We start from the raw sequence: 18,222 nt of genomic DNA, 5'->3' as shown, positions 1-18,222 counted from the left end.
GGCCCGGGGCCTCATTTCCATACGCTTGTTAAGCGGCAATCTAAAAAACCGTCTCTGTCTGTAAACAGACAGAAACGGTTCTTATTTACGAAATCTGTGTTTTCATCCGCATGATTTCATAGTTTTCGACCACTTTTTTCATATACTGATACAGGTCTTCCTGAAGCTCCTCACGTTCGAGAGCAAGATCAATCGTGGTCTGGACAAACCCAAGTTTCTCCCCTACATCATAGCGACGCCCCTCCATCTCCCAGGCATGGACAGAATGGATGTCGTTCAGACGGTCAATCGCGTCCGTCAGTTGGATTTCCCCACCTGCTCCGATTTCGTGGCGGTCCAGGTAGGCGAATATTTCAGGGGTCAGGACGTAGCGGCCGATGATTGCCATATTGGACGGGGCCGTTCCCGGCTTTGGTTTTTCAACAAAGCCTTCCACATCATACCACCGTCCCTGCTGGGCAGCCGGCTGGATGACCCCGTATTTATGGGCCTCTTCCATCGGTACTGCTTTCACACCGATGACCGGGGACTGTGTTTCTTCATAAATATCCATCAGCTGGCGGATGCCGGGTCTCGCACTCCGCATAATATCGTCACCGAGAAGCACAGCGAACGGCTCGTCCCCGATGAAGTGGCGGGCACACCAGACCGCATGACCGAGTCCCTTCTGCTCTTTCTGCCGAATGTAATGGATGTCAGCGAGATTGGTCGTGTAACGGACTTGGTCCAGCAGTTTCTGCTTGCCTTTATCCAGCAGCGTTTTTTCCAATTCAAAGGCCGTGTCAAAATGATCCTCGATCGACCGCTTCCCTTTTCCTGTCACAATGATGATTTCTTCGATACCCGCTTGGATGGCTTCTTCTACAATGTACTGGATGGTCGGCTTGTCAACAATGGGCAGCATTTCCTTCGGCTGCGCTTTCGTTGCTGGAAGAAACCTCGTCCCAAAACCCGCTGCTGGAATAATCGCTTTTTTCACTTTCATCCTAATGTCCTCCTTTAATTCAAGTGGTTATGCTGTGTGTCTTCCACGGAGCGTCCAGATTTGGTACGCCATTAACAATGAGGTATAGATGGTAAGTACGGTTAACATCACCCAGCCTGTGTCGAGATAAGGGTACACCGCTTCCTGAACAGGGGTACTTGTCAGGAAGTCACGGTAATGGAAGGCCAGATAGACGAGCACTCCAACAGCGGCTGCGATTCCGACCAGACCTTCCGCCAGTTTACTCCGCGTTGTTCCACGCTCCGCACTGTATTGGATCGCCCATCCATCTTTTTTATGGGCGGAAAGCTTGCCGAGCCAGACGTGGGAAAAGGTCACAAAGTTTACCCACATATACATCTCAGGACTGATCAATAACCCGGCGAGAATGACGTCAATGGGTCGGTGCATCGGTGTTTTCAAGGCAAGAATCGTATTCAGGACAGAAGCAAGGATGATCGGTGTCAGCCAGATCCACGACCAGAAGAATTGATCGGTTGCCACCGATACGGTCAGAAGGCTGATGAACAACAGGCGGATCATCAAATCGATGAATGTTTTGATCTGGGAACGCCAGATTTTCGAACGGTGTTTCGATTTTACGCCGATGTCACTGTTGGTGAGGAGCTCGACGGTCCCTCCCTGCCATTTGTTCCGCTGCTGACGAAAGGTGTGGTAGGAACGCATCGAGTCTACGAAGCAGCGCGCTTTGGGGCTGATGAGTGTTTTCCACTTTTTCTGGATCTGCCAGGTTAGCAGCATATCCTCTACATCACTTTCATCCTGCCACGGACCATCGAGTTTGTTTTCCTCAATAATGTCCTGAAGAGCTTCCGGGCGGAACAACGTTGCCTGCCCACCAAGAACATAGGTGCTTCCACCCCGGTACTGCAGATCAAGCAGCCAGCTTGCCATGTCCTGCTTCTGCTGATGGGTCCACCATCGCGTCATCGGACCGCCGTATTGACCGCTTGCAATCATTTCTTCATAATGAACATCATCTTTAGAAATCAGGCTTTTCTTTTTCGGCATGCGCATCGTATACTTCGCCATCACCCCGCCGATGTTTCTGGCGCTCATCAGGCCTTCCCAGAGCTGCGTCAGAGCATCCGGGGCGAGGCGGCTGTCGGCATCCATCCCGAGGATCGCCTTGACAGAGGTTTTGTAAAATTCCTCATAAACACTCGGTTTCTTATCGTAGAGGTCCAGAGGATCACCGTAGATGCTCTTCCAGGCAGAGTTTAACGCCCCTACTTTGCGCTGCTTGTTATTGATGGTCGTCAACACTTTCAAATTAAGATTGAATTCTTCTCCTGCAGCGAGAGCAACTTCTTCTGTCCGGTCTGTGCAGTTGTCGGCGATGACAATAACATCAAGCTCCACGTCCTTTGGGAGCGTCTGATCACCGAGGCCGGCAAGGCAGTCGCGGATGGATTTTTCTTCATTGTGGGCGGGAATGAATGCTGTAATTCTCGGTTTCATGTACGTATGTTTGACGCCATGGATATTCAGCGTCGGCCGGTCATCCTGAACAGACGGGATGGATACCACATTTTCCATTCGATTACCTCCATTGGTTCGTTCCGCAGTCCTGTATGACAGTCTCAGCAGAACAACTCGTTCTATTTGTTCGTTTTAACGAATGATTGTGTTCATTATAAAATGCTTTTTTCAAATAGAAAAGTCTTATTTTGCCGCGTTTTCCTTTATAACGAACAAAAAATCAATGGATACATCGTTTTTTCTACCATTTTTAACTATTTTCATAGATTTAAAACAAATGTCTTAGGTCTTTATATTCATAACAAAAACCCCGGAGAAGTCTCCGGGGTTCGTTCAAAATCAAATACATGAGGGTGCTGCCACGTATCATTCCATGAATCTGCAAAAAAAGCCGAGGCCTGTATCGTTGATTATGGATATCCTGATTCAGGTAAGAAAACTTCTTCAAAGGGACTTTTGTGATATGCAGGACCCTAGAGGCACCTGAACTTGTCCACCTGCTGGGCAGAAGTTTCCTTGTGTTACCCTTCACAGCTTTGCCTCCCTAAAGGATGAGCTACTGGATTTTGCGCATACGCCCGTATCCACTATAAGGGTTTGTTTTCGCACGGAAATACTGGCGTGCACCGTGATAGGTCGTATACCACAACCCATTGATAATGGAGTAGTTTCCTTCGCTTTCTTTCTGATAACAGACCGGGTGAAATGATGAACCAAACACTTGATCTTTCACCTCAATAATGCCGAGCCCATTTTTCTCGTCTTTCCAAATGGCTACTACCTGTTCCATCCTTCCACCCCCTGAATAGTAATGACGAGAATAATTATGCCAAATTCTGCACATCCTGGCAATCCTTTTTTCAGAAAAATCACAAATTGACAGGGAAGGTTTCCATAAGAACGGATATTCCCCGTTTTCCAATTTCTGTTTACCACTCATCAGAAAGGGTAGTGGAGAATAAAAGGAAAGGGAGGATGCTATGAAAAAGAAGACGAAAGCCATCCTTATAGCGCTCGGAGGCTTGGTTATACTTGGGTTTATTGTGTTTGAGATCGTTCAAGGTGACATTGGATATACGACGTTCAAAAACATCGGGGTCGTGGCTGTTATCGCTTATGTTGTGTACACGTTTTTTTCAAAGAAACAGAAGAGTGAGATATAGAAAAGGAGCTGCCGACAGGCCGCTCCTTTCTCCATCTCTCTTATATATGAATGATCTGCTTCTCCATCCGCACGTCTGCCCACATCCGTCCCTGCCAGTACGTGAAGTCAGCCTTCTGGGTCAGTTGACGGTAGCCCATTTTTTCATACAGACGCCGGGCTCTTGTGTTGTATTCAAATACACCAAGTTCAATCCTTTTCAACCCGGCTTCCTTGATTTTCCCCTCGATGTAAGTCATGGCGAGGGCACCAATCCCCTTCCCGCGCCCCTCAGGTTCACCAATGGTAATGCCAATCCATGCCGACCGGGGTTCTTTGTTGAAAAGGTGCGGTGGATCAATCATGTAATTCATCTCGCCGACAAGCTTTCCATCCTCATAGATCAGAAAAATCGTATGGTCGCTCAGTCGTTTTTCTAAATCTGCCAGTGTCATAGAGCTTCTGCCGGACAGCTCTTCGGCGTTTTTGTTGGGACGAATCAGCGGGATCAGCTCCTCATCATTGTTCCAGCGGTTGAAGGCCGCGACGTGCTCCTCCGTAGGAACCGTTAACCTATCAAAAGTCGTCGTCATTGTTTTGTCCTTTCTGGAACGGGTTCTTCAAGAAACCAGTCGAACCAGCGGCCGTGGCCGTCTGTCGCTCCAATGGTATGGGTTTCAATTCTCCCGTTCTCATAAACATCCATATGAAGATTTTCATCCCTCATATTGTTATAGATATGAAACACAGGGCGGGTACTGCTGATATTCAAAAGGCGTTTATGAAGAAGCTGTTTTCCATCTTCCGGCATCTGATTGGCGACGTGGGTATGAAAAATGCACAGCGTCTCCTCTACTGGAACACGCCTGGCAAGCTTCGGAAGGACATCCACGCCATCTCCTTCAAAAAAGTCCGGCGGATTCAGCCGGAGCTCCTGCACCGCTTGTTCCAGATTTTCACGTCTTTCTTTGTGTTCCGGCCAGATGAGCGCCTTCAACCACATCATCGTCTCCTCGTTCGTCACATCACAAATGTGGAGATCCACACCAATTTTTGTTGATATGGACGGAGGCCGCTGTAGGAAAGACGGGAGCGTTCCATGACGGATCTGTGATGAAAGATGCAGCTGGGACCGGGCGGAACCATAAATTGTATCCCTGCCATAGCTGTAAGAATAACGGTCTACAAGTAGCTGCAGTCCCGCACTCGTGCCGATTTCAATCAGGCCGAGCGGACAGTTCGTACGGGCTGCGATGTGGCAGAAGACAGGGTATAGGTAGGCACACCGACGTACTTCATTCGTCTGCACACGTTTTTCCTGCATAAGCGTTTGGATCTCATCTTTATACGTAGCGACAAAGTCCTTGAAGGCTGAATAAGCCTGCTCCTCCGGCTTGGGAATACTCGTAAAGGTCGGATAAAATGAGTGCAGTGAATGCTCGTTTTCTACCATTAAAAGGTAATGCACAGCTCCGAACAGCAGGTTGGGTACAGGCTGTTCTTCCGCAGCCTGTTCGGCAAGCTGAAGGATCTCTTTGTCTTCAGCGATCTGTTGAGCCAGATGCTGGTAAAGAGGGCTTGACCCGCCACACTCCTGATCAGCAAATTTATAGAAACGTTCAGACATGGATGACATAGATCTTCTCCTTTCTTCCTTATCACTCTTTTATACTATCTTAGCATAAGGTCACACCTGCTTTTTTCATGAAAGCGCTTGAAGTTGAAAAGTTAAGAAAATGATGTTGACAAAGCAGAAGGATAGCGGCATAATGAACGCAATATCATACTGGTACCTTTAATTCAGTCCCGTGAGGCTGACAAGGACAGCGCGTATAGGAAACGACCACCAGAGAAGCCGGCAGACGCCCCTTCTTTCTGATGGCGTTTGGGAGGCTTCTTGTCGGAAACGGCAGGAAGCCTTTTTTCGTTTCCTGAACCCTTCCGCTCCCTGGTACCAGTGTCTTACACAAAGATACTGGAGGAATGATATATGAAGGATTATGCATTAACCGCCGTCCCGCAGTCGGAACGGCAGGGGTTTTGGAAAATGCTGATGGTCATGATGGGATTGACGTTCTTTTCGGCGAGCATGTGGTCCGGAGGGACGCTCGGAATGGGGTTGACCTTTCCACAGTTTTTAATGATTGTTCTGCTTGGAAATCTGATATTAGGAGCCTATACCGGCGGGCTCGCTTATATTTCCGCCAAAACCGGGCTTTCCACACACCTGTTGAGCCGTTGGGCGTTTGGAGAAAAAGGTTCATACCTGGCTTCGTTTCTCCTTGGAGGAACACAGGTCGGGTGGTTCGGTGTCGGTGTTGTCATGTTCGCCCTCCCGGTACATCAGGCAACAGGCCTTGATATGGTCTGGTTGATTGCCGGTGCCGGCCTTCTTATGACAGCAACCGCCTTTTTCGGAATGAAAGCCCTTATGCTGCTCAGCTTTATCGCTGTGCCGATGATTACTGTGCTGGGAAGCTTTTCTGTGTTCCAGGCAACGAAGGATATGGGAGGGATGGACAGTCTTTGGCAGCACACACCGGAACAATCGATAGGTCTGACGGCTGCCTTAACCATCTGCATCGGATCCTTTATCAGCGCCGGGACGCTGACACCAGATTTCACCCGGTTTTCGAAAACAAAGAAATCGGCCGTCATCAGTACTGTGGCTGCCTTTTTCATCGGAAACTCGCTCATGTTCCTGTTCGGGGCAGTCGGAGCGATGGCTACAGGCAAGGCGGACATTTCTGAAGTGATGTTCACGCAGGGGCTGATCATTCCGGCCATCCTCGTTCTCGGTTTGAACATCTGGACAACCAACGACAACGCCCTCTACGCATCTGGACTCGGTTTTTCAAGCATTACGAAAATCACGAAAAACAAAGTGGTTATTTTCAACGGAGTAGTCGGGACACTGCTTGCGATGTGGCTGTATAACAACTTCGTCAGCTGGCTGACAGTCCTGGGAACAGCCCTGCCGCCGATTGGTGCCGTGCTGCTTGCTGATTACTTCCTGAACTACCGGAAGCAGGCGTATCAGGATACACCATTGAAAAACTTTCGCTGGCAGGGGCTTGCCGCCTGGGCAGCCGGTGTGGCTGCCTCCCAGTTCGTTCCGGGAATGGCACCTGTCAACGCTCTTGCCGGGGCAGCGCTTGTCTACATCCTCCTAACAAAACTGACACAGAAAGCCGCCACACATGATATGAAAGAGAATAAAGGAGAGGTTATATGATCATCACCAATGCACGATTAAGGGGTAAAGATGGAAGCTGGACAATAAAAATAGATGACGAACGAATTACATCCGTTACTCAGGACGCTGGGAATGACTATGATGGCGAGACCCTGGATGCAGGTGGGAACCTTGTCCTCCCCCCATTTGTAGAGCCGCATATCCACCTGGATACAACAATGACAGCCGGAGATCCGGACTGGAACCACAGCGGCACCCTTTTTGAGGGCATCCAGCGCTGGTCGGAGAGAAAAGAAAAGCTGACTCATGTGGATGTCAAATCAAGGGCGGAACAGGCGCTCTCCATGCAGATCGCCAATGGCATCCAGCACGTACGAACACATGTCGATGTGACAGACCCTGACCTGACCGCCTTGAAGGCGCTGCTTGAAGTAAAGCAGGAAATGAAGCCTTTTGTGGACCTTCAGCTTGTCGCATTTCCACAGGAAGGCATCCTTTCGTATAAAAACGGAGCCGGACTCCTTGAAGAAGCGCTGCAGTTAGGTGCGGACGGCGTCGGAGCCATCCCCCACTTCGAATTCACAAGAGAGTATGGCGTTCAGTCGTTAAAAATCGCTTTTGATCTCGCAGAAAAATATGACAGGTTCGTCGATGTCCACTGTGATGAAATCGACGATGAACAGTCACGGTTTGTCGAAGTGGTGGCGACTGAAGCCCTTGAGCGCGGCATCGGTCATAAAGTCACGGCCAGTCATACGACAGCGATGGGCTCCTACAACGACGCCTATACATCGAAGTTGTTCCGTGTGCTCAAGCTCTCCGGCATTCATATCATCGCCAATCCGCTCGTCAACATCCACCTGCAGGGAAGGTTTGACAGCTATCCGAAACGACGGGGACTGACAAGAGTCAAGGAGCTTCAAGAAGCTGGAATCAATGTCGGATTCGGACATGATGATATTTTCGATCCGTGGTATCCACTCGGAACAGGAAATATGCTTCAAGTGCTTCATATGGGACTGCACCTTTCCCACCTGACGGGCTATGACCAGATTGTCCGGGGGATGGATTTCATCACTCAGAACAGTGCCGACATTCTCAATCTGGATGAGAACTACGGCATTCACCCAGGAAGACCTGCCAACCTGATCGTTTTGGATGCGGCTGATGAATATGAAGCCGTCCGACAACAGGCCGCTGTCCGCTGGTCGATCCGCAGAGGAAAAATCATCGCCGAAACGAAACCGAAAGAAACCAAGCTCCACCTGCACGAACAACAGATGCAGTAAAAAACCCGGTTCATAATGAACTGCGTCAGCTTATAGAAATGCCTCATGTTTTTCTAATGCCTCCAGGCGCGCAGACCATTCCCTTTCCGCGGACGAACGTCCGAGCCTCCTCGGGAAAACCACCCTGTGGGGTCTCGGCCGCTCGTTTTTCCGCAGGAGTGGAACAGTCTTCGCACCTCCCGGAATCAAAAAAGGCTCTCCTTCGCCCATCTCCGGCTGTGTGAAGGTTGCACATTTCCCGTTCTTGCAGGCATGCGTACACCATACCTTTATACGAAATGTTTTTGAATTCCCTATCGTGAGACATCCGGCATGTTATCCTGTGATACAAGGTTCTTATGGGAGCAAATGTCATTCCTTATGGGGCATGATAAAAAGGCCGGTCTTCTGTTCAACAGAAGACCGGCCTTTTTATCAACTCACTATGTGACTGTCACGAGGAGCGTTCGGTGGTGACGCCTGCGGGACCAACACGAGCTGAAGATCCACTTGGGCAGATGCTTTTCCTGCCCAAGTTAGCTGAAGCCGTGCCCGCGGCAAGCATCCACCGATTAGCGGAACGTGATCCCCCACACGACAAGCGGGTTTTATTTTATAAACTTTTCCATCTCCACTTCCCCGGCCTCTTCACGTACAATGGAAAAACCTGCTTTCTTATAGACCGTCACTGCGGGTTCATTTTCCACGGAAACAGTGAGGATAATTGAACAAATCCCCTCATACTGTGGAACACCAAAAGCGATCCCTTCACGGATGAAGGTCTCTCCGAATCCCCGCCCGATCCACTCAGGCTTCAGGGCGAGTCCGATTTCCAGGAAATCCTTCTTTTTAGTAAATTCGAACAACCCCACCGTTTTTCCATCGAAAAGAGCGGCATAACCATCACAGCCGCCAGGGCCCTTCAGTATTCCGTCGCCGTTGTACGATTCATAATAAGGGGTCATGATTACCTGTTCAACGAACCCTTCGTAATCCCAAGCACCAATCTCATCCACCAGGTCCATGGTCAAAGGAACAAACGTAAACATCATCCACTTCTCTCCTTTTCATTAAACGATAAACTTCGTAAACCAGGCGATGTAATGAGCTCCCGGTATGAACAGCAGCTGAGCAAGAAGTGTTCCAAGCAGCCGTGACGTAATCATAAGCAGGGATACGTTCTTCAGCTGGCTGTAGCTTCCGCGCTTTTGGATGACATCATCCGCCATCACTGAAATTTTCGGATCTACAAATACGACAAGCAGAATGGTCGCCACGCCGTTGATGAGTCCGGATGCCATGATCGCTGTTGAAGCTCTGTCCGGAGCCAGAAGCGCTGCATAGAGTGCCGAGAGGACTCCAATCGTATAAATGGACGTTACCAACATATTGACAAAAAACAAGCGCTTCGGAATGTTAGATAACGAAAAGCCCTTTAAGTAACTCCGTTTTGGAAGCGCGAATAGATGAAGGCCCCTCTTGAAATAATCCTTCGTTGTAAACGTCTTTAACAGCACCGGAACAGATCCTCCATTGTTGGATAAATGGACGATGGCTCTGGAAAAAAGAGCAATAAACGTGGGCAGGAGGACAATCCCGGCCAGTGTCCCCACCGTTGACGCTCCGATGATGATTCGATATTGATCTTCAACAAAAGCCAGTGTGTTCTCGACCGGAGCTGCATCAATCAAACTTCCGGTAAATGGCTGCTGCATCATATTGGCCATCCGTGAAACGATGACCATCAAATTAAACAAGGCAAGAGCTGAGGCGATCCGGCCCACTCTTGCACCTGACATCCGCACCGCATACGCCAGCGTTTCAATGGTATGGATGACTAAAATGAACAAAGCTATGTAAAGCACTTTCTCCGTGAATACTTCCATTCGACAACCATCCTTCGTGTTGACCTGCGAACCTTTCGACCGGGCTTGACCATAAAAAAAGAAACATCTCAGCGGGAGATGCATCTTTTTTCAACAGGTTTTCTTGTCAGTTCCGGGTACTTCCTTTTCTAATCGTACTCTGGTCCGGCTGGTCTTCGGGAATCTGCAGGCGGCTCGGATGGCTTCTGTGGTGCCCTTCCCTTTTAATGTCCACAAACACCATCAACATTACGACGAGGAGCAGTGTACCGCCCCAAAGAAGATTTTCAATCAATGAGATCCCCCTTTTTTGTCCAAAACCCGTTACGTCCAGCCCGTCCTTTCTACCTTCACAAAACAGCTGCGCCTTCTTTACGTTAAAGAGCGTTCCCGCTCGATTTATTTTCGAAACAGGGAAAACAGCTTTTCCCAGGGACCTTTAGTGTTTTTTACGGTGACTTCCAGACGGCGGTTGAAATCATTCTGTGCCTGCCATTCCTGCTTTTGTTCGGCACGCATCGTCTGAAGTTCCTCTTTAAGCAGATCACTTTTTTCTTTTTCTCTCTCCAGCATCTCTTCATACTGCTGCTTCTGATCTTCCATCATCCGGTCAAGCTTCGTATGGGTTTTCTGTGAAAAGTTACCGACACCTGAACTGATAACGTGGTGATCCTGCTGCAGACGGGAGACCGTGTTTTTCAGCTCGGCCATGTCCTGCTTCAACTGGACATTCATTTCTCTTGAGGCGGCGAGCTCTCCGGCAAGCAGTTTGAGGAGTTCCTCGGTCTGACCGGGATTTCCAAGAGCAGAGGAATATGTATCCGATACAGTCAGCGCCGTTTCTGTGTACCCCTTCAATTTCTCCTTCTGCTCCTCCACGACGATTCTTGCCTGTTCATCCTGTGGGAGGTCCGTATCGCGGATTTCCTTTAAGGCTTCTATATCCGAGGCGACGAAGATCCGCCTGTCGCCATCTTTAAAGAACTCGTATCCGTTCCGTTCAAGAATCTGCCCATAACGACGAACGGTAGTAGTTGCGATCCCTACTTCTTCAGCCACTTCCTTCGTTGAAAAAGCGCGCTCATTCGGTTGTATATCGTGTCGCATGCAGGGCCTCCTTTTCTTCACCAGTATTGTCCAAGAACGACCGGAAACAAAGGCACTGTTCCCGTTTTCTCTCTTCCTCTATTATACATGGATGAAGGCCCTTTGTGGTTTACGGAAGTATTAAATCGAAGGATTTTTACCGCACCGGCTGATGAATTTCTTTTTCCAAGTATGTACTCAATTCCTCTGCACTGTTGAACGTAATCGGATATCCATAGGATATAGGTGTCTGTCCCTGGTTCGTTTTTTTACGGAACCGGCGGAGTGATGTATTATGGACCGGCTGCCAATCCGCTGTATCCTCCACCCAGTCCGGGTCCCTCACAATCGTGATACCCTTTTCATCAGTAAATAGATGACTTCACCTGTGCCGCGTTTTTCAAATTCCATGGATTTGGTTGTTTCATAGGACATCACAAAGTCCTGCTTAAAAAAAGCCTGTCTGCATTCTCTCATTTCCTTACCCCTCTCGATATTTCTTCCATTATTTCAGAAGGAGAAAAATAAAACAATTTTTTCCTTTTCGTGCGAACTTTTCCTATTCCTGGTTGGTATAGTTGTTAGAAGAGATCAAAGGAGGACTTGGAATGGGCATCGGTTTTATCATTTCAATGGGGGTCATGTTTGTCTGGATGGGGGTCATTTTGGCCGTGACGATACCAATGGAGAAAAAGTACATCATCCGCAGCAATGGAAAGATTGATTACAAGAAAACAGAGCTCTTTTTACGCTGGAATGTTTTTGATACCTTAACTGTCGTTTTGGCGGTTTATACGATCATCTGCGTACAGGTTCTCAACGTGATGATCAGTTCAGGCGCGACCGTTGAAAATCCTTATGTGCAGTTTTTTACGAATCAGGCACAGGCGTGGACGATTGTCGTTTTCCTTTATTTATTCAGCCGCCTCACCCGGACGTTGAAGTCTGTCCGTGCCCGGATGGGTGAAGCTTCGTGAACCAGCCGGAAGCCGTTATGGAGGCCTGGCAGTTGGGGAATGAAGAGGCTTTTGAACAGATTTATACCGCCTTTCACGGGCCATTGTATTCGTTTATTTACCGTTATACGAGAGATGAACCATTCAGTGTCGATATCGTCCAGGATACGTTTCTCCGCCTGCAGACAAACAAGCACCAATATGATCCGTCTAAAGGTGCCTTGAAATCCTATTTATTTCAGATCGCGTACCGTTTAATGATTAATAAATTGAACCGGAGAAAAAAGTGGCGGAGCCTGCTTCCCTTTTTAGTTCCCTCACAAGAAAGTTCACTGCACCCTGCAGAAAAGCTTACGGTCCAGCAGGCAGTCAGCGAACTTCCAGATCTGCAGAGGGCTGTGATTCTCCTTTACTACTACCATGACCTTCCTCAAAAAGAGATCGCAGCCATCCTTCACATCCCCTTAGGGACTGTAAAATCGAGACTTCACCAAGCCATTCAAACTTTAAAAACGCATCTGGAGGTGGAAGACCTGTGAAAAATAAGACACATGATCACACAGAACTTGCCCAAAAGCTGGCCGAATACGATGTCGATGTACCGGATATCCCACGAAAAAAGAGCCGATGGAGCCGGCTCGTCCATTATCTCGCCTCACCAGCGGAAAACCCGGTTGGTTTTCTTGCCCCGGCCCGTCCGAGCTTTTCTATGACATCAGTCATCCCTGTCCTCGCATCCGCGGCTGTACCTGTAGCTGCGCTCCTTTTCTAGGATGCCGGATTGAAAGTTCCCAATTTTACAACTTCCCGGATATCCATTGTTCGCATTCTCTGATTCTGCTAGAATGCGAGACATATCATTTCAAACGGATTCCTTATATACATGCGGAAATATGGTCCGCAAGTTTCTACCCGGCTGCCGTAAAGAGCCGGACTATAAGGAAAGAACAGACGGGGATCTTCTATGCACAGCTGGATCCCCAGGCCTCTTTCCTTCTGTATAAAGGAAAGAGGCCTTTTTGTCGTCTGACGTCTAATCACCTTAAGGGATCCGTCATTTTCAGGGAGGACTACATCATGCAGATCATCACCGGACTACTCTCACTCGCTGCCCTTATTGGACTGGGGTGGCTGTTGAGCAGCAGCAGAAAAAACATTAAGTGGCGGACCATCCTGACCGGCTTATTGATTGAAGGGCTGTTCGTTTATACGATGCTGAACATTTCTATCGGTCAAGCCGCTTTGAAAAAGGCCGCTCTATTCATCCAGCACATCATTGATTACAGCTCGGCCGGCATCGATTTTGTCTTTGGACCACTGCTTGCAGAAACAGGCGTTACCTTTGTATTTGCCATCCATGTCTTAGGGGCCCTTATCTTTATTTCCGCCCTTATTTCCGGATTATACTACCTCCGTATCCTGCCGGTTATAGTGAAGTTCCTCGGCACGATCGTTGGAAAGCTGTTGAAAACCTCAAAGGTCGAATCATTCAGCGCGGTTGGGAATACTTTTTTAGGAGTTGCCGAAGCGCCTCTACTGGTGAAACCGTACTTGAGCCGTATGACAAAGTCTGAAACGTTTGCGATTATGGTTGGTGGAACAGCCTCTGCCAGCGGGGCGATCCTCGTGGGCTATGTAGAAATGGGAATTGATTTAACGTATCTATTGATTGCCATCTTCAGCGTTCCCTTCGTTTCCCTTGTCATGGCCAAGCTGTTGGAGCCGGAAACAGAAACCTCTGAGCTGAACGAAACCGTGTCGCTCGAAAAGTCCGGCCAGGCGAACGTCTTTGAAGCGATTTCAGACGGCGCCGTCAATGGAGTAAAGCTTGCAGCGAGCATCGGTGGATTGATGATCGCTTTTATCAGCGTCATTGCGTTGGTAAATGGTGGATTAGGATTGGTCGGAACAGATTTATCCACCATTTTCGGCTATCTCTTTTATCCCTTTGCCGTGATTATCGGCATCCCTTTTTCCGATGCCTTCCAAGCTGCTTCCCTGATTGGGACGAAGCTTGCGGCGAATGAATTTCTCGCCTATTCCAACCTGAAGCAGATGTCCGGGGATCTTTCTCCGATGACGATGGCCGTCATGTCTGTGGCACTCTGTAACTTTGCCAACTTATCCTCAATCGGCCAGCTGATTGTCGGTCTTGGATCGCTGGCTCCGGAGAAGCAGTCCCAGGTTGCCCGCCTAGGCTTGAAAGCCATCATAGGCGGAACGCTTGCCAGCTTCATCACCGCTGTATTTGTGTCCATGTTCTTATAAAAGAAAGCACGCCCGGAATTCACGGGCGTGCTTTCTTTGTTTGGCTCTGATAAAAATTCGTATATATGTATTAATAAGATAGAACCTTCCAATTCTATGAAACCCCGTCAAGAGACCATAAAGACTAGACAAACGTTTTTGACAGTCCTCTTTAAATCCTATATGCTAAAACATCTTGTTTGTCGGAAGTAAAATAAATTGTAATCATTAATCAATAAAAAAGGAGGCACTTAAATGGATCTTAAAAAATCTGACTTCATTGAAGCAAAACGTCAAATTGACTCAACACTAAACAAACTTAGAGAGACTGTAAAAACTTTTGAAGCTAAAGAAAATCCTGATAGATATAAATCTCAAATCACTTTAGCTAAAAGGCGGATAGAAGCCTTTGAAATTTCTGTGTGTCTTATTGAAAGAGAAATTAATCACCTTAGTGAGAAAAGCTGATTCACAGAAACTTATATCTGATGCCCATTTCTTTATGGAGCAATCGATATAATTCTTGAAGACTCATAGACTCTTTTTTGAAATATCCTACCTTTTGCTATCCTTTTTTATATTTCTGCACGTTCCTCTTTGAAGAAGTTTGATATGATTAACATCAATAATCCTATTCCTATCATTGGGATGGATGCAGATCCTAGCAAGTTTGGCATACCCTCCATTCCTATGATCTCACTAAATGAAAATCCTGCAGCAAAAATCCATATCCCTGGATAAGCCAGCCATTTTCCCGTTGTGCTTTTCCTATTCAATAACATCCCCCCCTCTCCAAGCTGTTATGATTTTATCCCATTTTTCTATAAGAGATTTGTCTAATTAATCAATAATAAGCAAACATATCATATCAAATCAACACTTTTGTGGAAATAACAACCATATTCATCTTATTTTTTCACTTCCACGTCGATTCTTTCACATTCCTGCCTTTTATTTAGTTAAAGAAAAGGCGATTATTTTTATTGACTAATCGCTCCCGTTAGCAAAAGACTTGAATTCAAAATAATCTCCTTTTCCCATTCAGGTTCAGGGTGTGTTCCAAAAAAATGTAGTAACTATAAAGGGGATAATTATTGTCACTAAGATAATCGATCCATTGCCAATGAATCCGATCTTTCTGTATGTTCCTTTTTCAGAGAACATGGCAAATACCAACCCTAATACAGCAATCACTACACCAGCAAAAAGAAAAGCGTCATTACCTGACAGCATCGTTATGTATGCAGCTAGGCTTACTAAAAATAAAACAGTAGAAATTATTCCTAACTTCCTTCTCACACTTTCCCCTCCTCATGACGTGAATGATTTAAAAATAGTGCATGCAGCTCTATGCTTTTAGGAGAAAAGCTTTCTCGTAATAAAGGGACACGTAATAAAGGGACAATTCTTTTGTTAAGGAGTTGTCCCCATTTCCATAGACTTAAAATCGAGATATTGAAGAGAAAGCTGTCAAAGTCATGAATTTGATCTGCCTAACTCGGCAACTCACTAGACCATATATTGTCGCACCTTTTAGCTTAGTTATGTTTCCCGCTCCCTCCAATATAAAAGTTATTACATGACAAAAAATCTGATAAAATAAACTTAAGGAATACCTTAGCACATCGAATTAGGCAAAGGTTCAACGAATAGCCGTATGGATGAAGCTATTTTATCAGAATAACCGAAAGCGCTTTCTCTGGGTTGGTAAATGATATCGTTAATAATACTTCTCTAAAGGAGCGAATGTTAATGTCACAGAAAATTTTAGTTCCGATTGATGGTTCAGATTTTTCGTTAAGAGCTTTAAAACATGCAATTGAGATAGCTAAAGCAATCGATGCTGAGCTGCTTCTTTTAAATGTTCAATATAATTACAATTCTCCTAATATTAACCGCTTTGTAAGCAAAGAACAAGTGCGTAGGTACCAGCAAGAAAATGCGAAAGAAGTAATGGATGAAGCACTAAATATCATTGAGAATCAAGAGGTAACTGTACACACAAAAATAAGAATTGGTTCACCAGACTATGAAATTGCGAAAGAAGCAAAAGAATCGAAAGTTTATAGTATCGTAATGGGTTCACGAGGTTTAGGCGCTATAAAGAGTAAGATACTGGGTAGTGTTAGTTTTAACGTCCTACATGTAGCGTCATGTCCAGTGACTATGGTTAAATGAGTGATAATATTCAGAAGTCAAATTCAGTTTTTGAAAACTTCGATACCAATAATGTCTGTCAACTGTACAGAATTTAATTCAAATGAGTAATCATACCTGGTCACTAGATTGTTGGAGAAACCAGGTATTCCAACATTCCCAACCGTAACCTGTGACAGCATCATCTTTACGGAGGTCTCTGTGCCCCTCACTTGGTGTATTCATTAGCTTTGGTGGTGCTGTCGATTGATTGAAGGAGTATTCAAATCCTCTTCTTTGGTAGGAACGTTTGGCTCAAAATAAAATAAATAACACAGCAACTAAAAAGAGCGATTATTCATTATGAATAATCGCTCTTGTTTAAATTCTCATTCAAGATGCCTATTGGTTAGCACGATATTGAAAAGCTTGTAAATATATCATTGAATATATCTAAGAATATTACTCTCCCTTAACAGCTGTAACTTCCAGAGATAGATGAGCAAGAGGTAAATTCCCTTCATCTTGAACTAAATCTAGTTCAAAAAGATACTCTCCTTTTTCTTTAAACGTGATGAATAACAAGGCACAGCTGTTTAACATAGGTTCTTCGAAAATAAAAACTCCATATTCATTAAACTCTACTGGTAAAAAGGCTCCCCCAATAAAAATAACTAAATCAAAATCTTCTTTTTGTGACGGGTTCCCTAAAGTAACAATAACTCTGGATTCTAATTCGGGGTCACCTGTAGTTAAAGCACAAACATTGAATGCTTGCTGTTTGTTAACTTTAACCGTACGCGGGATATTACTTGAAAGACATTCAGCCAAAATAACTCTTCCTCTCATAATAGATATAGTGCATTACTATAATTTATGATGAAGTAGAGAAATAGATTGGACTGATCATCTAATAAAAAGTGCAGATTTATAAAATTTCATTATCATACACTAGTGTTTAATATAAAATATCTGAATGCTCAGACAAACGATGATCCTTATTGAATAGTCGCCCCGCTTTTATAAGACTCGAATTCAAGATAATCAAAGCTAGGGAGTTCTTATGCCTTAATCTGAAGCGCTAGAACCGTCCCCTCACTTCCAAAAAGCATGGTAATTATTTAAACTAATATAAATCTGCAAATTTGCTTTATTTAGCTCATCTATTTATTGAATCCATTAACAGGAAGAAGTATTCAGGTTTATGAGTCTTACTTAGGTTATACCATGAATGTAATGTATCTGGTGTAAATACATCTATTTTTTTCAGTACCTCCAGGGCAAATTCCAGAGGAGCTACCCCTGATGCAGTAATTAAATTCGCATCAGATACCGCAGATCCCAACTCATAGAACTTTTCTCCTTTATAGTTAGGACATACCATTTTAGTATATTCTAAGTTATTACTTGTATGCTTTCTAGTATCTAAGTATCCCATATTTGCGAGGGCCTCAATGGCGCCGCAAATTGCAGCAACAATCGTGCCAAGCTTTAAAGCCTGGCCGATTCTTTCCAAGATAGGCTGATGAATGTTTTCACTCCAAGAGGCCCCTCCTGGTAAAATTAAAAGATCTTTACGCTCAAGTGTAATTTCATCAAGGGACATATCTGGTTTTATGCTCAGTCCTCCCATCGTTCTAATCATTTCTTTATTAGCTCCTACTGTCATTACTTTTAAAGGTGCTAAATCTTTTTTTAAATACCTTCCTGAGTTTAGTTCAGCAATTAAATATCCATATTCCCAGTCTGACATTGTATCAAATACATATAAAAAAACTTTTTTTGTTTGCATCCTATAACACCCCAATTACATTTGATATAGCTAGTATAATAAAACTT

The 18,222-nt window shown here is 45.7% G+C and carries 24 protein-coding genes and 1 riboswitch; of the genes, 9 read left to right on the top strand and 15 right to left on the bottom strand.

What is annotated here, in order from left to right; genetic code table 11:
• Positions 1–85: 85 nt before the first annotated feature.
• The 3 genes from galU to H615_RS0102680 form a co-directional block, all read right to left on the bottom strand.
• Positions 86–985 (bottom strand): UTP--glucose-1-phosphate uridylyltransferase GalU, encoded by a 900-nt coding sequence (gene galU, locus H615_RS0102690; protein ID WP_027953711.1) that lies wholly within the window; start codon positions 983–985, stop codon positions 86–88.
• Between the two features lie 27 nt (positions 986–1,012).
• Positions 1,013–2,545, bottom strand: coding sequence for a glycosyltransferase family 2 protein (locus H615_RS0102685; RefSeq protein WP_027953710.1), 1,533 nt, complete (start codon positions 2,543–2,545; stop codon positions 1,013–1,015).
• A 499-nt stretch (positions 2,546–3,044) separates the two neighbouring features.
• Positions 3,045–3,278 carry a hypothetical protein gene (locus H615_RS0102680; protein WP_027953709.1) on the bottom strand — a complete coding sequence of 78 codons (234 nt, stop codon included), beginning with the start codon at positions 3,276–3,278 and terminating at the stop codon, positions 3,045–3,047.
• Between the two features lie 190 nt (positions 3,279–3,468).
• Here H615_RS0102680 and H615_RS0102675 point away from each other — a divergent pair, with 190 nt between their 5' ends.
• Positions 3,469–3,651 (top strand): hypothetical protein, encoded by a 183-nt coding sequence (locus H615_RS0102675; RefSeq protein WP_027953708.1) that lies wholly within the window; start codon positions 3,469–3,471, stop codon positions 3,649–3,651.
• Between the two features lie 40 nt (positions 3,652–3,691).
• Here H615_RS0102675 and H615_RS0102670 read toward each other — a convergent pair whose 3' ends face one another.
• Together H615_RS0102670 and H615_RS0102665 are read right to left on the bottom strand one after the other, a co-directional pair.
• Positions 3,692–4,222 carry a GNAT family N-acetyltransferase gene (locus tag H615_RS0102670; RefSeq protein WP_027953707.1) on the bottom strand — a complete coding sequence of 177 codons (531 nt, stop codon included), beginning with the start codon at positions 4,220–4,222 and terminating at the stop codon, positions 3,692–3,694.
• The gene (locus tag H615_RS0102665) at positions 4,219–5,265 is read right to left on the bottom strand and encodes a DUF2332 domain-containing protein (RefSeq protein WP_027953706.1); all 1,047 of its coding nucleotides are present in this window, start codon (positions 5,263–5,265) and stop codon (positions 4,219–4,221) included. The genes H615_RS0102670 and H615_RS0102665 overlap by 4 nt, the downstream gene beginning before the upstream one ends.
• 354 nt (positions 5,266–5,619) lie before the next feature.
• On the opposite strand from H615_RS0102665, the gene codB reads away from it, so the two are divergent.
• Positions 5,620–6,864 carry a cytosine permease gene (codB, locus tag H615_RS0102660; RefSeq protein ID WP_027953705.1) on the top strand — a complete coding sequence of 415 codons (1,245 nt, stop codon included), beginning with the start codon at positions 5,620–5,622 and terminating at the stop codon, positions 6,862–6,864.
• Entirely contained in the window at positions 6,861–8,114 is a 1,254-nt protein-coding gene (gene codA / locus H615_RS0102655) for a cytosine deaminase (protein WP_027953704.1), read from the top strand. The genes codB and codA overlap by 4 nt, the downstream gene beginning before the upstream one ends.
• Before the next feature lie 587 nt (positions 8,115–8,701).
• On the opposite strand, the gene H615_RS21755 is transcribed toward codA, so the two are convergent.
• From H615_RS21755 to H615_RS22775, 6 genes are all read right to left on the bottom strand, one after another.
• Complete coding sequence (locus tag H615_RS21755) at positions 8,702–9,145, bottom strand: GNAT family N-acetyltransferase (protein WP_051254566.1); 444 nt, start codon at positions 9,143–9,145, stop codon at positions 8,702–8,704.
• 18 nt (positions 9,146–9,163) lie between these two features.
• On the bottom strand, positions 9,164–9,979 hold the full coding sequence (locus H615_RS0102640) for a lipid II flippase Amj family protein (RefSeq protein ID WP_027953702.1): 816 nt from the start codon (positions 9,977–9,979) through the stop codon (positions 9,164–9,166).
• A gap of 106 nt (positions 9,980–10,085) precedes the next feature.
• Positions 10,086–10,253 carry a hypothetical protein gene (locus H615_RS22235; RefSeq protein WP_156896419.1) on the bottom strand — a complete coding sequence of 56 codons (168 nt, stop codon included), beginning with the start codon at positions 10,251–10,253 and terminating at the stop codon, positions 10,086–10,088.
• A 104-nt stretch (positions 10,254–10,357) separates the two neighbouring features.
• Positions 10,358–11,065 (bottom strand): MerR family transcriptional regulator, encoded by a 708-nt coding sequence (locus H615_RS0102630; RefSeq protein ID WP_027953701.1) that lies wholly within the window; start codon positions 11,063–11,065, stop codon positions 10,358–10,360.
• Positions 11,066–11,201: 136 nt separating this feature from the next.
• Complete coding sequence (locus H615_RS0102625; RefSeq protein WP_027953700.1) at positions 11,202–11,390, bottom strand: hypothetical protein; 189 nt, start codon at positions 11,388–11,390, stop codon at positions 11,202–11,204.
• Complete coding sequence (locus H615_RS22775) at positions 11,387–11,521, bottom strand: hypothetical protein (RefSeq protein ID WP_280513292.1); 135 nt, start codon at positions 11,519–11,521, stop codon at positions 11,387–11,389. Before H615_RS22775 ends, H615_RS0102625 begins: the two co-directional genes overlap by 4 nt.
• A 131-nt stretch (positions 11,522–11,652) precedes the next feature.
• Between H615_RS22775 and H615_RS0102615 the strand changes: the two genes are divergently transcribed.
• The 5 genes from H615_RS0102615 (at position 11,653) to H615_RS0102595 (ending at position 14,715) form a co-directional block, all read left to right on the top strand.
• Entirely contained in the window at positions 11,653–12,021 is a 369-nt protein-coding gene (locus tag H615_RS0102615) for a hypothetical protein (RefSeq protein ID WP_027953699.1), read from the top strand.
• Between the two features lie 17 nt (positions 12,022–12,038).
• Entirely contained in the window at positions 12,039–12,539 is a 501-nt protein-coding gene (locus H615_RS0102610; protein WP_027953698.1) for an RNA polymerase sigma factor, read from the top strand.
• Positions 12,536–12,772 (top strand): hypothetical protein, encoded by a 237-nt coding sequence (locus tag H615_RS20740; RefSeq protein WP_035531179.1) that lies wholly within the window; start codon positions 12,536–12,538, stop codon positions 12,770–12,772. Before H615_RS0102610 ends, H615_RS20740 begins: the two co-directional genes overlap by 4 nt.
• Before the next feature lie 83 nt (positions 12,773–12,855).
• Positions 12,856–12,957, top strand: a riboswitch (purine riboswitch).
• A gap of 120 nt (positions 12,958–13,077) precedes the next feature.
• On the top strand, positions 13,078–14,268 hold the full coding sequence (locus H615_RS0102600; protein ID WP_027953697.1) for a NupC/NupG family nucleoside CNT transporter: 1,191 nt from the start codon (positions 13,078–13,080) through the stop codon (positions 14,266–14,268).
• A gap of 234 nt (positions 14,269–14,502) precedes the next feature.
• Positions 14,503–14,715: a hypothetical protein gene (locus tag H615_RS0102595; RefSeq protein WP_027953696.1), complete on the top strand. Its 213-nt coding sequence runs from the start codon at positions 14,503–14,505 to the stop codon at positions 14,713–14,715.
• A 107-nt stretch (positions 14,716–14,822) separates the two neighbouring features.
• Here H615_RS0102595 and H615_RS0102590 read toward each other — a convergent pair whose 3' ends face one another.
• Together H615_RS0102590 and H615_RS0102585 are read right to left on the bottom strand one after the other, a co-directional pair.
• Positions 14,823–15,029 (bottom strand): hypothetical protein, encoded by a 207-nt coding sequence (locus tag H615_RS0102590; protein WP_027953695.1) that lies wholly within the window; start codon positions 15,027–15,029, stop codon positions 14,823–14,825.
• Between the two features lie 265 nt (positions 15,030–15,294).
• Positions 15,295–15,546 (bottom strand): hypothetical protein, encoded by a 252-nt coding sequence (locus tag H615_RS0102585; RefSeq protein WP_027953694.1) that lies wholly within the window; start codon positions 15,544–15,546, stop codon positions 15,295–15,297.
• A 453-nt stretch (positions 15,547–15,999) separates the two neighbouring features.
• On the opposite strand from H615_RS0102585, the gene H615_RS0102580 reads away from it, so the two are divergent.
• Positions 16,000–16,425, top strand: a complete 426-nt coding sequence (locus H615_RS0102580; protein WP_027953693.1) for a universal stress protein — start codon at positions 16,000–16,002, stop codon at positions 16,423–16,425.
• 420 nt (positions 16,426–16,845) lie between these two features.
• On the opposite strand, the gene H615_RS0102575 is transcribed toward H615_RS0102580, so the two are convergent.
• Together H615_RS0102575 and H615_RS0102570 are read right to left on the bottom strand one after the other, a co-directional pair.
• Positions 16,846–17,214: a hypothetical protein gene (locus H615_RS0102575; protein ID WP_027953692.1), complete on the bottom strand. Its 369-nt coding sequence runs from the start codon at positions 17,212–17,214 to the stop codon at positions 16,846–16,848.
• Between the two features lie 328 nt (positions 17,215–17,542).
• Positions 17,543–18,175 carry a type 1 glutamine amidotransferase family protein gene (locus H615_RS0102570; RefSeq protein WP_027953691.1) on the bottom strand — a complete coding sequence of 211 codons (633 nt, stop codon included), beginning with the start codon at positions 18,173–18,175 and terminating at the stop codon, positions 17,543–17,545.
• Positions 18,176–18,222: the final 47 nt, after the last annotated feature.

The sequence above is a fragment of the Halobacillus kuroshimensis DSM 18393 genome (genome assembly GCF_000425705.1).
Taxonomy (GTDB): domain Bacteria; phylum Bacillota; class Bacilli; order Bacillales; family Halobacillaceae; genus Halobacillus; species Halobacillus kuroshimensis.
This window is presented reverse-complemented; position numbering and strand designations above follow the sequence as displayed.

Bases quoted from the DNA above. Each gene is read 5' to 3' on its own strand.
- H615_RS0102570 (WP_027953691.1), bottom strand. From the start codon at position 18,175: ATGCAAACAAAAAAAGTTTTTTTATATGTATTTGATACAATGTCAGAC.
- galU (WP_027953711.1), bottom strand. From the start codon at position 985: ATGAAAGTGAAAAAAGCGATTATTCCAGCAGCGGGTTTTGGGACGAGG.
- codA (WP_027953704.1), top strand. From the start codon at position 6,861: ATGATCATCACCAATGCACGATTAAGGGGTAAAGATGGAAGCTGGACA.
- H615_RS0102590 (WP_027953695.1), bottom strand. From the start codon at position 15,029: ATGTTATTGAATAGGAAAAGCACAACGGGAAAATGGCTGGCTTATCCA.
- H615_RS0102600 (WP_027953697.1), top strand. From the start codon at position 13,078: ATGCAGATCATCACCGGACTACTCTCACTCGCTGCCCTTATTGGACTG.
- H615_RS0102665 (WP_027953706.1), bottom strand. From the start codon at position 5,265: ATGTCATCCATGTCTGAACGTTTCTATAAATTTGCTGATCAGGAGTGT.
- H615_RS0102615 (WP_027953699.1), top strand. From the start codon at position 11,653: ATGGGCATCGGTTTTATCATTTCAATGGGGGTCATGTTTGTCTGGATG.
- H615_RS0102610 (WP_027953698.1), top strand. From the start codon at position 12,039: ATGGAGGCCTGGCAGTTGGGGAATGAAGAGGCTTTTGAACAGATTTAT.
- H615_RS0102640 (WP_027953702.1), bottom strand. From the start codon at position 9,979: ATGGAAGTATTCACGGAGAAAGTGCTTTACATAGCTTTGTTCATTTTA.
- H615_RS0102680 (WP_027953709.1), bottom strand. From the start codon at position 3,278: ATGGAACAGGTAGTAGCCATTTGGAAAGACGAGAAAAATGGGCTCGGC.
- H615_RS0102670 (WP_027953707.1), bottom strand. From the start codon at position 4,222: ATGACGACGACTTTTGATAGGTTAACGGTTCCTACGGAGGAGCACGTC.
- codB (WP_027953705.1), top strand. From the start codon at position 5,620: ATGAAGGATTATGCATTAACCGCCGTCCCGCAGTCGGAACGGCAGGGG.
- H615_RS22775 (WP_280513292.1), bottom strand. From the start codon at position 11,521: ATGAGAGAATGCAGACAGGCTTTTTTTAAGCAGGACTTTGTGATGTCC.
- H615_RS0102595 (WP_027953696.1), top strand. From the start codon at position 14,503: ATGGATCTTAAAAAATCTGACTTCATTGAAGCAAAACGTCAAATTGAC.
- H615_RS0102630 (WP_027953701.1), bottom strand. From the start codon at position 11,065: ATGCGACACGATATACAACCGAATGAGCGCGCTTTTTCAACGAAGGAA.
- H615_RS0102685 (WP_027953710.1), bottom strand. From the start codon at position 2,545: ATGGAAAATGTGGTATCCATCCCGTCTGTTCAGGATGACCGGCCGACG.
- H615_RS0102675 (WP_027953708.1), top strand. From the start codon at position 3,469: ATGAAAAAGAAGACGAAAGCCATCCTTATAGCGCTCGGAGGCTTGGTT.
- H615_RS0102580 (WP_027953693.1), top strand. From the start codon at position 16,000: ATGTCACAGAAAATTTTAGTTCCGATTGATGGTTCAGATTTTTCGTTA.
- H615_RS21755 (WP_051254566.1), bottom strand. From the start codon at position 9,145: ATGATGTTTACGTTTGTTCCTTTGACCATGGACCTGGTGGATGAGATT.